Raw genomic sequence first — 13,897 nt, 5'->3', positions numbered from 1 at the left:
CGGCGCTTCCTGAGAACCGCGTGGGCCCTGACTTCTCAGCGTCCGCGGTTCGGCCGCCGATGTACGCACACCCCGGCTGCAGCCATACCCGCCGGCATCGTCCCAGCCTGGCCGCGCGCAGGGCCTGGAGGTCGGGCCCATGAGTGAGCTCCGCCGCCAGGTCCTCTACATCGCGATCGTCGTCGGCACCCGCTGAACCAGCACCTTCCTGCACACAACCTAGGGAGAAGCCATGACGAGTCCCACCCCGCCCCCGCCCTGCAGTACCGGCAAGGGAGAGAAGCCGATCCCCGCCTACACCGGCGCCACCATGACCATCACCGCGCCCTCGACCCCGCGCGCCCTGCTGACCGACGCCCAGTTCAACAACGTCATGCACACCATCCTCGACAACAACCCGGGCATGGAGCCCGGCATCGCGGGCCGCATCCTCATCGACGCGCTCGCGTTCCTCGCCACTGCGGCGAAGACCGCGCACCCCCTCGTGCCCTCGCGGGTCGTCGACGAAGGCTGGCACGCCCTCATCCTGCACACCGGCCTGTACCAGTCCCTGTGCGCGCAGCTGGGCGGCTTCGTCCACCACGTGCCGGAGCGCCCCGACCCCGGCCACCGCTCGCACGGCGACATCGAGCGGACCGTCACCGCAATCGAGGCGGCCGGCTACACCGTCAACCACGACCTGTGGCGCGGCCCGGAGGACTCCCTCGTCTCCGTCGCGGCGCAGTGCCAACACTCCGGTCCAGGTCTACGTGGCGGCCTTGTCGTGGTCTCGGGCCAGGTGTGGGTCGTCGTAGACAGTGACCTCCCACCACTCCTGGAAGGCCAGCGGATCCTCTTTCGTCGGCTTGGCAACCCGCCTGACCTGAACGCCTGTGCCGAGCATCTCGGCGCCCTCCATGAACTGCTTGACCAGCCCTACGTCCTGAGTCATCATGCGCTTCGTCTCACGCGGGTTCTCGACGTAGCCCCCAGTCGGGTCGTCGGGCATGGGCGCCTCCTCCCAACGGCTTTGACGCCAGGCTGGCAGGTGGGGGCCGACGGCTCCAGCCTTGGGCAAGGCTTCCGTAGGCAAGTTCGCTGGGCGTTCGGGCCAGCAGGGGGCCAGCAGGCGATCATGGAAATGCGAGAGCCCCGCCGGGCTACCGGCAGGGCTCTTACCTTTTCGCAGTACAGAAGCTACTAGCTTCACGTTCCACCTTGCAGGGGCGGCAGGATTCGAACCTGCGGCCTTCGGTTTTGGAGACCGGCGCTCTGACCAGCTGAGCTACACCCCTTCGGTGGGACCAACCTTGGCACGGCCCGACGCGGAGATCCACTGTATTTCTCGTTCAACCGGGTGCGAGTCGTTCGCCGGTGTGGGCGCCGGAGCTCCGCAGCCACTCGATCAGTTCGGCGTTCTCGCTCGTGAGGGCGATGTCGAGCGGGGTGAGCCGGTCGTAGCCGATCCAGTCGATGTCCGCTCCGTGGGCCAGCAGACGGCGTGCCGTGGACACCTGGCCGCCGTGGCAGGCCTGCCAGAAGGCGCTGGTGACGTCCTCGGATGAGACGCCGGCCGCGAGGAACTCCTCGACCGCGTCGAGGAGACCGAGGGCGGCGGCGTCCTGCAGGTCGGGGCGGGCCCCGAGGTCGAGCAGTCGGCGCGCGGCCCGCCACTGGCCGAAGCCGCAGGCGTCCGTGAGCGGGGTACCGCCGCCGAGGACGGCGCCCGGGGCGTTGACATCGGCCCCTGCGGCGACGAGGGCATCGACGGCGGCCACGTCGTCGTTGCTGGCCGCCCAGTGCAGCGGGGTCTCGGCGTGCGCCCCGACGAAACGGGCTCCCGGGTCGGCTCCGGCGGCGACGAGCGTACGGATCACCGCGGCCGTGTCGGGGTAGTGGCCGGGCCAGTCGGTGGCGATGTGCAGCAGGCTGCGCTCGCCTGCCGCCGCACCGCGCTTGACGATCCGCGTGGCGGCGAGTCCCGGGTGCGCGTCCAGGAGGTCCCGCAGGCCCGGCAGGTCGCCGGCCCGGATCGCGGCGGTGACGGCGACGGCGAGCGGGTCGCCGGATTCGAGGGGTTGCATGGACCGTCCTTGGCCGCGTTTTTCCTGGTCCATCCCTCGGCCTTTCCCGGGCCTTCCGTGGGCATGCCCTGAGTGTGGCGCCCAGCCTACGGGCCCGTGGTGGCGGGGCAGGGGGACGGCGCGGGTGGCGGGGGTCGCGGGCGGGGAGGATCGTGGGCAGGGTGAACCGTGCGACGGGGGGTTCCTCCGTGCGCCGGAGCCGGGAGACGGGCCGTCCGGGCCCCCGGCCGCGTGCGACGCCGCGCTGCGGCCGGATGCGCCGCGCCCTGGTGGCGCTCGCCCTCCTCGCCCCCGCCCTGCTGGGCGCGGCCCCCGGCGGTTCCGCCGAGACGATCTCCCTCGCGGGGAACGAGCGCGGCCAGCGGCTCGACGTCACGCTGACGCAGGTGGTCGACCCCGCGAGTCCGGCAGCCGGTCCCACGGGCGAGGCCGAGGCCGACGGGCCGGATCGGCTCCTCGCCGTCCGCTTCCGGCTGGAGAACACCGGTACCGCCGTCTACCGGGACTCCCCCGCACCGGCCGCGCACCTCCTCGACACCACCGGCCAGCGGTTCACCGGGCTCAACGACCCCACGACGGCGGGCGTGAACTTCCCCGACACCGTCACGCTCGACCCCGGCGGCACGACGGAGGGCTTCGTCACCTTCCGGCTCCCCCAGGACGCCGACCCGGCCGCGGTCCAGTTCGCCCTCAACACCGGCCTCGCCGACGACGTCGGCCAGTGGAGCCTCCCGTAGCGCTCGGGTCCCCTTGGCGGCGGGCGAGTTTCGGCCGCCCTCTTGACCGCTCTGGTCCAGACCAATAGTTTCCGGCATGCACCGCGCACGCGCTCACGCCCACTCCCCGCCTCCGCAAAGGAAGCCCATGCGCCGCAGCATGCTCGGCAGACTGGCCGTCGCCGCCTGTTCCCTCGCCCTGCTCACCGCCTTCGCGCCCGCCGCCGGTGCGGACGGCGGCGGAGCGAGCGGCGACGGCCGCTCGTACAAGAAGGTCGGTTACTTCACCCAGTGGGGCGTCTACGGGCGGGACTTCCAGGTCCAGGACCTCGAGGCGAACGGCTCCGCCGGCAAGCTCACCCACATCAACTACGCCTTCGGCAACGTCAGCCCGCAGGGCACGTGCTTCACCGGGAACGTGCCGGGCGAGGCCGACGCCTGGGCCGACTACGTCCGGCCGCTCGACGCCGCGAACTCCGTCGACGGGGTCGCCGACACCCCGGAGCAGCCGCTCGCCGGCAACTTCAACCAGCTGCGCGAGCTCAAGGCCAAGCACCCCGGCCTCAAGGTGCTGATCTCGCTGGGCGGTTGGAGCTGGTCCACCCACTTCTCCGACGCCGCGCTCACCCCGGCCTCCCGCAAGGCCTTCGTGGCCTCCTGCATCGACCTCTACATCAAGGGCAACCTCCCGCAGGACGGCAGCCGCGGCGGTGCGGGTGCGGCCGCCGGCGTGTTCGACGGGATCGACCTCGACTGGGAGTGGCCCGGTTCCGCGGGCGACACCGACACGAGGTTCCGGCCGGAGGACAAGCGCAACTTCACGGAGCTCGTCAAGGAGTTCCGCACCCAGCTCGACGCGTACGCGAAGAGCCAGCGCAAGAAGACGAAGTACGAGCTGACCGCCTTCGTCCCGACCGCCCCCGCCAAGATCGACGCGGGCTTCGACGTGCGCCGGATCATGCGCGACCTCGACTTCGTGACCCTCCAGGGCTACGACTTCCACGTCTCCGGCGAGCCGAAGACCGCCCAGCAGTCCGCGCTCTACGCCCGGGGCGACTTCAGCGTCGACGGCACAGTGGACGCCTGGCGGCTGCGCGGCGCGCCCGCGCACAAGCTGGTGATGGGCATGCCGTTCTACGGGCAGGGCTGGACCGGCGTCAGCGGCGGCGGGGACGGCATGGGACAGCCCGCCACGGGCCCGGCGCCGGCCACCTGGTCCGCCGGGTACGAGGACTACAAGGCGCTGAAGAAGCTGGCCGATTCCGGCACCTACCAGGTCCACCGGGACCGGCGCGGCGGCCATGCCTGGCTGTTCGACGGCACCACGCTGTGGACGTACGACGACCCGCAGGTGCTGCGCGCGAAGACCGGCTACGTCCGCGAACACGGCCTGGGCGGCGCGATGTTCTGGTCGCTCGACGCGGACACCTCCGACGGCGAATTGCTGACGGCCGTGGACCGGGGGCTGCGCGGGCGTTGACCCGCGCCCCTCTGGCCCCACCGGCCGACGCCACTGACCGGCGCCGCCGGGCCGCGGAAATCCATCCGGCCCGGCGGCGCCCCTCCACGTACGCTCCCCCGCATGAGGAACTCGACGGTACGGGCGGTCAACCAGCTGACGACGCGTTGGGCCGCGCAGGCACCGGTCGGGGACACGAGCACCGTGTTCACCGCGGCCGGGGTCTGGCCGCTGCTCGCCCTGCTCGCGGACGGCTCGGGCGGCCCGGCCCGCACCGAACTGGCGCAGGCCCTGGGCATACCCGCCGAGGCCGCGGGCGGGGCCGCCCGGGAGCTGCTGGCCGCACTGGCCGACGTACAGGGCCTGCGGACGGCGACCGGGCTGTGGGCCAAGGCAGGACTCCCGCTGGAGGAAGGCTGGACGGCGAGGCTCCCGGCGGGCGCCCGGGGAACACTGACCGGGGATCCGGACACCGACGCCAAGGCGCTCGACGCGTGGGCGTCGGACCGAACGGGCGGGCTGATCGAGCGCATGCCTGTGTCCCTGGACGAGAACACCCTGCTGGTACTCGCCTCCGCGCTTGCGCTGCGGCTGAAGTGGATCCAGCCGTTCGACGAAGGATGCGGGGAGCCGTTCGCAGGACCGTGGGCCGGCCGGCCCGTGCGCACGCTGCACCGCAGCACCTCCCTGCTCGACCGGGTCCGGGTGGCGCACGGCCCGTCCGGTGCGGTCACCCTGCTGGAGGTCGTCGGGGCGGCAGGTGTGGATGTCCACCTCGTGCTGGGCGAGCCGGAGGCATCCGTCGGCGACACGCTCACCGCCGGAATCGCCGCCGTCACCAGGGTCCTTCCCGTTACGGGAGCGAGCCTGCTCCCCGACGGGAACCCCGGTCCGGGACTGGCTGTCGGCACCGTGGCCGACCACTCCCCCGAACCCCGGCTGGACATCGAGACGGTGGCCTTCGATGTGCGGTCCGAGCACGACCTCCTCGACCACGCCTGGCTGTTCGGGCTGGAGACCGCCACTGACAGGGGCCACGGCCACTTCCCCGGCATCAGCTCCCAACCGCTGGCCATCGCTTCGGCCCGGCAGTCCGCACTGGCCAGATTCCACGCCGAGGGCTTCGAGGCCGCTGCTGTCACCGCCTTGGGGGCCAGGGCCGGCTGCGCGCCGCCCCGGCCCCGGTACCGGGCTCGCCGGGCCGTGGTGCGCTTCGACCGGCCGTTCGGGTTCCTGGCCGTCCACCGGACCTCGCGGCTGGTCCTGGCCGCCGGCTGGGTCTCCGAGCCCGAGTCCCCCTAGGGCCTGATCCGAAAGACAGGCCCTAAGCCCTGGCGCGGTGGGCGGCGGCCAGGGCTGCCGTGTCCGTGAAGGCGGGGACGTGGCCGGTGCCGCCGTGGCCGGAGACCGAGAGGGAGGCCGCGGCCGTGCCGTACGCCACGGCGTCCGCGAGGGTGTCGCCGAGGACGAGCCGGGCAGTGGTGGTGCCGGTGAAGCAGTCGCCCGCGCCCGTCGCGTCCACCGGGGCGGGGTTCACGGGCACGGGGTGGTACGCCGTCCGCGTGCCGTCGTCCAACAGCAGCCGGTCCGCTCCGGCGGTGACCGCGACCGTACGTGCGCCGAGCGCGCGGAAGCGGGCCGCGGCGGTGTGCGGATCGGCGGTGTCCACGAGGGCCAGCGCGTCGGCCGGGCAGGAGGTCTTGAGCAGCCCGGTCAGCGGGGCGATCCGGGCGAGCAGTTCCCGGGCCTCGGTCCGGCCGGTCAGCCGGGAGCGGAAGTTGGGGTCGTACGTGAGGTGCCCGCCCGCCCCGTGCACGAGGTGCGCGGCGGCCAGTACGGCGGCCCGGCTGCTCGGCGACAGAGCTCCGGTGATGCCGCTGGTGACGAGTGCGCCGCAGCGGGTCAGCAGCTCGCGCCAGGAGTCGACGTGCGCGGGCGCGAGGGTGGAACCGGCACTGCGGGTGCGCCAGTACACGAACGCGCGGTCGCCGTCGGTGTCGGCGGAGAGCAGGTAGGCGCCGTTGGGGTGGGGGGCGCGGCGCACGTGGGCGACGTCCACGCCGAGTTCGGTGGCCCGGCGCAGCAGCGGGGTGCTGAGCTCGTCGTCGCCGACCACGGCGAGCAGGGCGGTCCGGGCCCCGGCCGCGGCCGCGGCGGCCGCCGCGTTGAGCGCGTCCCCGGAGTAGGAGATGCGTGCCGGGGTGCCGTCGGTGGCCTCGCGCAGGGTGGTGCCCGCGTGGATCTCGACGAGGACCTCGCCGAGTACGAGCACGTCGTAGGCAGGGGCGTCGTACGCCGGGGCGGGTCGTCGGGACACGGTCACCCCTCCGCGCCCGCGCGGGCGGCGCCGTGGGGGTGGCGCGGGCGGGCCAGTCGGGCGAATACGGCGGCCAGTTCGGCGGGGTCGGCCGGCAGGCCGTTGCCGATGCCGACGGCCGTCGCGCCGGCGGCCAGCCAGTCGGGGGCCTCGGCGGGCCGGATGCCGCCGGTCGGGATGAGCACCGCCTCGGGCAGGACCGCCCTGAGGGACCGGACGAACCCGGGACCGCCCACGTGGGCCGGGAAGACCTTGGCCGCGCCCGCGGCCCGTACGGCGGCGGCGATCTCGCCGGGGGTGAACCCGCCCTCGATGAAGACGGCTTGGCGGCGCCGGGCGACCTCGCGGACCTCGGGAGCCGGGTAAGGGGAGATCAGGAAGGCGGCGCCCGCGTCCAGGGCGGTCCCGGCCTGCGCGGCCGTGGTGACCGTGCCGACGCCGATGAGGGCGGGCCGGCCGTGCGCGTCGTCGAGGGGGGCGGTGCGGGTGAGGGCTTCGGCCCAGCCGGGGGTGGAGGTGGTCAGTTCGACGGCGCGGCAGCCGGCAGCGAGCAGGGCGGTGGTGCGGCGGACGGCCTCGTCGGCGTCGGCGTCGCGCAGCACCGGCAGCAGCCGCTGGCCCGCCAGCACCTCGTACGGGTGGTTGGACACGGAAAGACCTCCCGTTGTTCCACGTACCGGAACGCCGTATCGTGTGGCGGAACCGTTTGGTCCAGACCCTACCCACCCCGGGAGTTGCCGTGTCAACGGATGTGGACGAAGACGAAGTCCCCGACGTCCCGCGCGCCGGACGGACCTCCGCTGCCGGTTCCACGCTGGAGAAGTCCCTGCGCGTCCTGGAGGCGGTCGCGGCCCCCGGCGGACCGCACCGGCTGACCGACGTGGCGACCGTGGCCGCGGTGCCCAAGTCGAGCACCTTCCGCATCCTGGCCTCGCTGGTCGAGCAGGGCTTCGTACGCCAGGAGGCCGAGAGCCGGTACGGGACGGGGCCGCGGCTGCGCGAACTGTCCGCCCTCGTCGGCGGCGGGGAGCCGCCGAGCATCGGGCGCATCCTGGGCGAACTCCAGCGGACCACGGGCCAGACGGTCCATCTCGCCCTGCACAGCGGGCAGACCATCACCTACATCCGCAAGCTGGAGGGCGACCAGCCGTTCCGGACGGCCTCGCGGATCGGCATGCGCATGCCGCTGCACTCGACCGCGATCGGCAAGAGCATCCTGGCGCGCCTCCCCGCCGCGGAGGTGCGCGACCTGATCGCCACCACCGGCCTGCCGCGCCGGACCCCGCACACGCTCACCACCGCGCCTGCCCTGGAAGCGGAGTTGGCGGCGGTCCGCGCCCGGGGCCACGCGCTGGACGACGAGGAGAACGAGCCCACCATCCGCTGCATCGGCGCCGCGATCCCGGGCCCGGCGGGACGGCCGGTCGGCGGGGTCAGCGTCACCACCGTCACCTTCCTCGTCTCCCGCGAGGAGATCGAGACGTACGCGCCCGCCCTGCGCGCGGCCGCGGAGGCGCTGGCTCCGCTGCTGTGACGGGCCCGAGGCGCCCAGCGGGTGCGTGCGGCGGGGGGCTGATCTAGCGTCGAAGGTGGAAGGGGAGGCTCTGCCGAGCCGGTCCGGTGCGGGGGCCCGGGCACAGCGGCCGTACAGCGGCCGCATGCGCTCGGCGCCGTTCCCGCGCGGATCCGACACACCAGGTCCCGGGCCGCGCGACGATCCCGGAGAGCAGGTGCATTCCATGCGCACGTCGACCCGTATCGCAGGTGTCCTCACCAGCCTGACCCTCGCCCTCGGTGGCGCGGCCCTCGTGGCCCCCGCCGCCCACGCGGACGTCACGACTTGCATCAACACGGTCGAACGCGAGCTGCAGGGCGGTGAAGCCACGACCGCCATCCGGACGGCGTGCTACGACGCACAGTCCGGCAACCACGAGAAGTGCGTGACCGGCCTGACCGCGAGCAGCGTGACCAACGGGACCGCGGTGAGCGCCTGCAAGGTGGCCCTCGACTAGCGGATCCGTACCCCCGAACCGAGCGCCGCCCTCGGCCGACCGGGCCGAGGGCGGCGCTTCGTCACGCCCGGCCCCGGCGCTCGGTCACGCCCCGCCCCGGCACTCCCCCGGCGCCGCCTCCCGCACGGGGCCGTGCTTCCATGTGGTTCCGCGTTCCTCGCCCGCACGGCCCGCTCCGGAGGCCGGGGAAACGAGTTCCCGAAAAACTTTCGGGAGAAGTGTTATCGGGGCCCCCGTCGACGGTCTCCCATGTATCGGGCATCATCGACCGCCGGTACGGACAGGGAACAACACATGAGTACTCAGCACACGGCAGCGCTGGTGGCAGCAGCCCGCGCGGGCGACCCCCGCGCACAGGACGAGCTCGTCAGCGCCCATCTCCCGCTCGTCTACAACATCGTCGGTCGAGCCCTGGGCGGCTCCTGCGACGTGGACGACGTGGTGCAGGACACGATGCTGCGGGCGCTCGACGGGCTGGGCGGCCTGCGCGCGGACGAGAGCTTCCGCTCCTGGCTGGTGGCGATCGCGATGAACCGGGTGCGGGCGCACTGGCAGGCCAGTCAGAACGGCTTCGGCGAGAGCACCCTGGAGGCGGCCTACGACGTCGCCGACCCGGGCGCCGACTTCGTCGACCTGACCGTCGTACGCCTCAACCTGGCGGGCCAGCGGCGCGAGACGGCGCGGGCGACGCGCTGGCTGGAGCCCGAGGACCGGGGGCTGCTGTCGCTGTGGTGGCTGGAGTGCGCCGGGGAGCTGACGCGGGCCGAGGTGGCTGCCGCGCTGGAGCTGTCCCCGCAGCACGCGGCGGTCCGCGTCCAGCGGATGAAGGCCCAGCTGGAGTCGGCACGGGTGGTGGTGCGCGCGCTGGAGGCCAATCCGCCGTGCGAGGAACTGCGGGCCGTGATGGCGGGCTGGGACGGCCGGCCCTCGGCGCTGTGGCGCAAGCGAATAGCCCGGCACGCGCGTGAGTGCGTACGGTGCTCCGGTCTGTGGAGCGGACTGGTTCCGGCGGAGGGGCTGCTGGCCGGTCTGGCCCTCGTACCGGTCTCGGCGGCCCTGCTGGCAGGGGTACGGACGGCCGGGGCGGCAGGCTTCGCCCCCGTGGCCGCTGCCTTCGCCGACGGCAGCGAGGGGGGCTTCGCGGACGGCGGCGACGCGGGCTTCGCCGACACGGAGACGCAGCTCACCGCGGTCGACAGTGCGGGCGGCGGCCGGGGCGCGCTGCGCAGGCGCCGGCGCAGCGGCCGCCGCCGGGTGGTCGGCGGTGCCGTGCTCGCCGCCTGTGTCGCGGGCGGCGGCCTGGTGTACCTCGGGGGGCTCCCCGGTTCCGGTGAGCCGAAGGACGGCGGCGCCACGCCGGCGGCCCCGCTGGCGCTCTCGGCGACCGAGTCCGCGCTCCCCTCGGAATCGGCCTCCCCGTCGCCCTCCGCTTCCCCTTCGCCCTCGCCGTCGGCCTCCGCCTCGCCCAGCCCGTCCGCGAGCCCGAGCCCGACGCAGAGCCGCAGCACCTCGCCGAGCCCGCGCCCCTCGGCGCCCAAGCCGGCGCCGGCCCCGCCGGGGATGGCCGGGCAGGTCCTGGCCCTGGTGAACACCGAGCGGGCGGCCGCGGGCTGCGGCCCGCTCAAGGAGGACCCGCAGCTGCGTGCGGCCGCTCAGGGGCACTCCGACGACATGGCGGCGCGGGACTTCTTCTCGCACACCAACCCCGACGGCGCGGACCCGGGGCAGCGGACCACCTCGGCCGGATACCGCTGGTCGACCTACGGCGAGAACATCGCCAAGGGCCAGCAGACCGCGCAGTCGGTCATGGACTCCTGGATGAAGAGCCCGGGCCACCGCGCGAACATCCTCAACTGCTCGTTCAAGGACCTCGGCGTGGGCATCCACCAGGGTGCCGGCGGCCCTTGGTGGACGCAGAACTTCGGCGCCCGGTAACCCCGCAGGCCACCGACCACCGGCCGCCGCCGCCCCGGAGGGCGCCGAGGCCTTCGGGCGCGGCGCCCCCGTGGGGGCGCCGCCTTCGTTCAGGGGCGCGGCCGGATGCCGCGCAGCTTCTCCGGGTTGACGATGATGCGCAGCGCGGTGATCCGGCCGTCGACGGCCTCGAAGGTCATCGCGCCGATGTTCACGCCGTCGAGGATGAACAGGAGGCCGGGCTCGCCGTTGATCTCGGCGACGCGCATCTCCCCCTCGGCGGCCTGGGGTTTGGCCAGGACGCCGAGCCACCAGCGGGCGACGTGGTCGGCGCCGTGCACCGGCCGGCGCGCGGCGGTGACGACGCCGCCGCCGTCCGCCCAGCTGACGACGTCGGGGGCGAGGAGTTCGAGCACCTCACCCAGGTCTCCGCCCGCGCAGGCCGCGCGGAACTTCTCGGCGATCTCCCGCTGTTCGGCCACGCCGGCGGTGAAGCGGGGGCGGCGGGCCTGGACGTGTTCGCGGGCGCGGTGCGCGCACTGGCGGACGTTCGCCTCGGACTTTCCGACGACCTCCGCGATCTCCGCGTAGGGGTACCCGAACACCTCGCGGAGCATGAACACCGCGCGTTCGGTCGGCGTCAGGGTCTCCAGTACGACCAGGACCGCCATGGAGACGGTGTCGGTCAATTCGGCCTCCTCTGCGATGTCGGGCGAGGTGAGGAGGGGTTCGGGGAGCCAGGGCCCGACGTACGCCTCGCGGACGGCCTGGGCCGACCTCAGGCGGTTCAGGCTCAGGTTGGTGACGGTGCGCACCAGGTAGGCGCGGGGGTGCTCGACGGCCGTCCGGTCGGCCCGGTTCCAGGCGAGCCAGGCGTCCTGCACGATGTCCTCGGCGTCGGCGACGCTGCCCAGCATGCGGTAGGCGGCGGCGAACAGCAGCCGCCGGTGCTCCTCGAAGTGATCGTTCATGATCGCCACCGTGACACCGGCCTCCTGTCCGATCAAGTGGGTTCACCTGGTCCAGGTGACAAGCGGCCGGCGCCGAACGTGACACCGCCGCGAAGTGACCCGCGTCACTCCTCTCCGGCGGCCTGGAGGTACGCGTTTCACGGGCGTCGGCCCCGGACCGCCCAGGCGCGGGCGGCCAGGGAGACGGAGCCGTCCGGTCCGGTGGGGAGGTTCGCGGCGAGCCGGGTGCGCAGCCGGTCCCGGGCGGCGGGGGCGAGGGTGGTGACGTAGCCGGGGGCCGGTCCCTGGCCGGACAGGAAGGGCTCCCACAGGTCCGCGAAGCCACGGAAGACGGTGGGTACCTCGATGGGGGCGACGGTCACCTCGGCCAGCCCCGCCTCGGTCCAGAGCGCGCGCAGCGGACCCGGGCGGCACAGCGGGAACCGTCGGCCCTCGTCCAGCGGGGCGGCCGCCGGATCGACGGAGGCCGCGGCGTCCCAGAAGCGGCGCAGGAGGCCCATGCCCTCGGTGTAGTCCCACACGTACGCCGCGACCAGCCCGCCCCGCCGGACCACCCGGGCGGCTTCGGCCACCGCGGGCCCGGGCGGTTCCAGGAAGTTGAGGGCCAGCCCGCTGACGGCCGCGTCGAACACCGCGTCGTGGAACGGCAGCGCCGACGCGTCGGCCACGGCGAAGCGGGCCGGCGCGGGCGCGGCGGCCCGGGCCGCGCGCAGGAATCCGGGGGACCGGTCCAGCCCCACCACGGCGCGCGGCCGGCACCGGGCCGCCAACGCCAGGGTCAGCGCCCCGGTGCCGCAGCCGATGTCGAGCCACCGCAGACCGCTCGGGGCGCCGAGCCGTGCCACGAACACCTCGGCGACCTGACGGCTCCACCGGCCCATGTACCGCTCGTAGGCGTGCCCCTCCGCCCACACGTCGGGCGGCCGCTGCTCCATGCGGAGGCTAGTGGTGGAACCCCGAGCGGGGCGCCGTGGTGGGTACGGGCGGGGGTGAGGCCGTGAGGTGCTCCACGGAGCGGCGCAGGTCGGCGACGAGCAGGGCGATCTGGTCCCGGGTCACGCCGTGCCGGACGAGGACGCGTTGGATGACCGTGTCCTGTTGGTCGGCGGGCAGCGGGTACGAGGGCACCTGCCAGCCCCGCATGCGCAACCGTTCGGAGAGGTCGTAGAGGGTGAAGCCGGCCGCTTGCGGGTCGGTGAGCTTGTAGGAGACGGCCGGCAGGCCGCCCTCGCCGTCGTAGAGGAGGGTGAAGGGGCCCATCGCGGCGATCTCGCCGGCCAGGTACCGGGCGGTCTGGGCGCAGGCCTCCTGGACGCGCCGGTAGCCGCCCCGGCCCAGGCGCAGGAAGAGGTAGTACTGGGCGATGATCTCGCCGCCGGGGCGGGAGAAGTTCAGGGCGAAGGTCGGCATGTCGCCGCCCAGGTAGTCCACGTCGAAGACGAGGTCCGCGGGCAGCAGGTCGGCGGTGCGCCAGACGATCCAGCCGACTCCGAGGGGCGTGAGCCCGTACTTGTGGCCGGAGGTGTTCACGGAGGCGACGCGCGGCAGCCGGAAGTCCCACACCACGTCGGGGTGGAGGAAGGGCGCGACGAAGCCGCCGCTGGCGCCGTCCACGTGGATGGGGACGTCCCAGCCGCTCTCGGCCTGGATCCGGTCGAGTTCGGCGGAGATCTCGGCGACGGGCTCGTAGACGCAGGTGTAGGTGACGCCCAGGATGGCGACGACGCCGATGGTGTTCTCGTCGACGTACGCGGCGAGCTGATGGGGCAGCAGGCCGTTGGCGCCGGGCTCCATCGGGACCTGGCGCAGCTCGACGTCGAAGTAGCGGGCGAACTTCTCCCAGCAGACCTGGACCGGGCCGCACACCAGGTTGGGGCGGTCCGTGGGGAGGCCGGCGGCGCGGCGGCGTTCGCGCCAGCGCCATTTGAGGGCGAGGCCGCCGAGCATGGCGGCCTCGCTGGACCCGGTGGTGGAGCAGCCGGTCGCGGTGGCGCCGGAGGGGGCGTTCCACAGGTCGGCCAGGATGTTGACGCAGCGGGACTCGATCTCGGCGGTCTGCGGGTACTCGTCCTTGTCGATCATGTTCTTGTCGAGGCAGTCGTTCATCAGGCGGTGGACGCCCTCGTCCGACCAGGTGGTGCAGAAGGTGGCCAGGTTCTGGGCGGCGTTGCCGTCCAGGAGGAGTTCGTTGCGGAGCAGTTCGTAGACGACCTCGGTGGGCGAGTGTTCCTCGGGCATCCGGTACTTGGGGAGGACCTCGCCGCTCAGTGCGGACGCGAAGACGTCCGTGTCGGCGTCACCGGAGCGTGCGTCCTTCGTCTCATGAAGAGCCATATCGGGACTATAGGGGACAGGGTCGCCCAATTCGGGATGAGATCGAGGCGACGCGAGGGGTGGATGACGCTCTGCTTCCGGCCGACTCTGTGGTGTGACCCTCCACATACG

Annotated in this window: 13 protein-coding genes and 1 tRNA gene; 7 read left to right on the top strand and 7 right to left on the bottom strand. The window is 73.6% G+C overall.

Translation table 11 applies throughout. From position 1 onward, the window contains the following. Nucleotides 1-232: 232 nt before the first annotated feature. Nucleotides 233-1,183: a hypothetical protein gene (locus ACFYZ4_RS26985; protein WP_390785044.1), complete on the top strand. Its 951-nt coding sequence runs from the start codon at nucleotides 233-235 to the stop codon at nucleotides 1,181-1,183. A 17-nt stretch (nucleotides 1,184-1,200) separates the two neighbouring features. Here the strand turns inward: ACFYZ4_RS26985 and ACFYZ4_RS26980 are convergent. Both ACFYZ4_RS26980 and ACFYZ4_RS26975 read right to left on the bottom strand, forming a co-directional pair. After that, nucleotides 1,201-1,274 (bottom strand) — tRNA-Trp (locus ACFYZ4_RS26980). A gap of 54 nt (nucleotides 1,275-1,328) precedes the next feature. Next, nucleotides 1,329-2,063: an ankyrin repeat domain-containing protein gene (locus ACFYZ4_RS26975; protein WP_390785043.1), complete on the bottom strand. Its 735-nt coding sequence runs from the start codon at nucleotides 2,061-2,063 to the stop codon at nucleotides 1,329-1,331. Nucleotides 2,064-2,224: 161 nt separating this feature from the next. On the opposite strand from ACFYZ4_RS26975, the gene ACFYZ4_RS26970 reads away from it, so the two are divergent. From ACFYZ4_RS26970 to ACFYZ4_RS26960, 3 genes are all read left to right on the top strand, one after another. Next, a complete protein-coding gene (locus ACFYZ4_RS26970) occupies nucleotides 2,225-2,800 on the top strand; it encodes a hypothetical protein (RefSeq protein WP_390785042.1) in 576 nt (191 codons plus the stop codon). A 127-nt stretch (nucleotides 2,801-2,927) separates the two neighbouring features. Next, entirely contained in the window at nucleotides 2,928-4,259 is a 1,332-nt protein-coding gene (locus tag ACFYZ4_RS26965; RefSeq protein ID WP_390785041.1) for a glycoside hydrolase family 18 protein, read from the top strand. A 102-nt stretch (nucleotides 4,260-4,361) separates the two neighbouring features. After that, nucleotides 4,362-5,540 (top strand): serpin family protein, encoded by a 1,179-nt coding sequence (locus tag ACFYZ4_RS26960; protein ID WP_390785040.1) that lies wholly within the window; start codon nucleotides 4,362-4,364, stop codon nucleotides 5,538-5,540. A gap of 22 nt (nucleotides 5,541-5,562) precedes the next feature. On the opposite strand, the gene ACFYZ4_RS26955 is transcribed toward ACFYZ4_RS26960, so the two are convergent. Both ACFYZ4_RS26955 and ACFYZ4_RS26950 read right to left on the bottom strand, forming a co-directional pair. After that, nucleotides 5,563-6,555, bottom strand: coding sequence for a PfkB family carbohydrate kinase (locus tag ACFYZ4_RS26955; protein WP_390785039.1), 993 nt, complete (start codon nucleotides 6,553-6,555; stop codon nucleotides 5,563-5,565). Between the two features lie 2 nt (nucleotides 6,556-6,557). Then, entirely contained in the window at nucleotides 6,558-7,205 is a 648-nt protein-coding gene (locus tag ACFYZ4_RS26950) for a bifunctional 4-hydroxy-2-oxoglutarate aldolase/2-dehydro-3-deoxy-phosphogluconate aldolase (RefSeq protein ID WP_390785038.1), read from the bottom strand. Nucleotides 7,206-7,294: 89 nt separating this feature from the next. Between ACFYZ4_RS26950 and ACFYZ4_RS26945 the strand changes: the two genes are divergently transcribed. The 3 genes from ACFYZ4_RS26945 to ACFYZ4_RS26935 all read left to right on the top strand — a co-directional run bounded on the left by ACFYZ4_RS26945 (nucleotide 7,295) and on the right by ACFYZ4_RS26935 (nucleotide 10,502). Then, nucleotides 7,295-8,089, top strand: a complete 795-nt coding sequence (locus ACFYZ4_RS26945) for an IclR family transcriptional regulator (RefSeq protein WP_390785037.1) — start codon at nucleotides 7,295-7,297, stop codon at nucleotides 8,087-8,089. A 205-nt stretch (nucleotides 8,090-8,294) separates the two neighbouring features. Next, nucleotides 8,295-8,567: a hypothetical protein gene (locus ACFYZ4_RS26940; protein WP_351304304.1), complete on the top strand. Its 273-nt coding sequence runs from the start codon at nucleotides 8,295-8,297 to the stop codon at nucleotides 8,565-8,567. Nucleotides 8,568-8,861: 294 nt separating this feature from the next. Beyond that, nucleotides 8,862-10,502: a sigma-70 family RNA polymerase sigma factor gene (locus tag ACFYZ4_RS26935; RefSeq protein ID WP_390785036.1), complete on the top strand. Its 1,641-nt coding sequence runs from the start codon at nucleotides 8,862-8,864 to the stop codon at nucleotides 10,500-10,502. Nucleotides 10,503-10,591: 89 nt separating this feature from the next. On the opposite strand, the gene ACFYZ4_RS26930 is transcribed toward ACFYZ4_RS26935, so the two are convergent. The 3 genes from ACFYZ4_RS26930 to ACFYZ4_RS26920 all read right to left on the bottom strand — a co-directional run bounded on the left by ACFYZ4_RS26930 (nucleotide 10,592) and on the right by ACFYZ4_RS26920 (nucleotide 13,786). Further along, nucleotides 10,592-11,452, bottom strand: coding sequence for an RNA polymerase sigma-70 factor (locus ACFYZ4_RS26930; protein WP_390785035.1), 861 nt, complete (start codon nucleotides 11,450-11,452; stop codon nucleotides 10,592-10,594). Nucleotides 11,453-11,589: 137 nt separating this feature from the next. Then, entirely contained in the window at nucleotides 11,590-12,387 is a 798-nt protein-coding gene (locus ACFYZ4_RS26925; protein ID WP_390785034.1) for a class I SAM-dependent methyltransferase, read from the bottom strand. 7 nt (nucleotides 12,388-12,394) lie between these two features. Further along, the gene (locus ACFYZ4_RS26920) at nucleotides 12,395-13,786 is read right to left on the bottom strand and encodes a glutamate decarboxylase (protein WP_351295914.1); all 1,392 of its coding nucleotides are present in this window, start codon (nucleotides 13,784-13,786) and stop codon (nucleotides 12,395-12,397) included. Nucleotides 13,787-13,897: the final 111 nt, after the last annotated feature.

It is taken from the genome of Streptomyces sp. NPDC001513 (assembly GCF_042894695.1).
Taxonomy (GTDB): domain Bacteria; phylum Actinomycetota; class Actinomycetes; order Streptomycetales; family Streptomycetaceae; genus Streptomyces.
The sequence above is the reverse complement of the archived record's forward strand: the minus strand, read 5'-3'. Positions and strand labels throughout refer to the sequence as shown.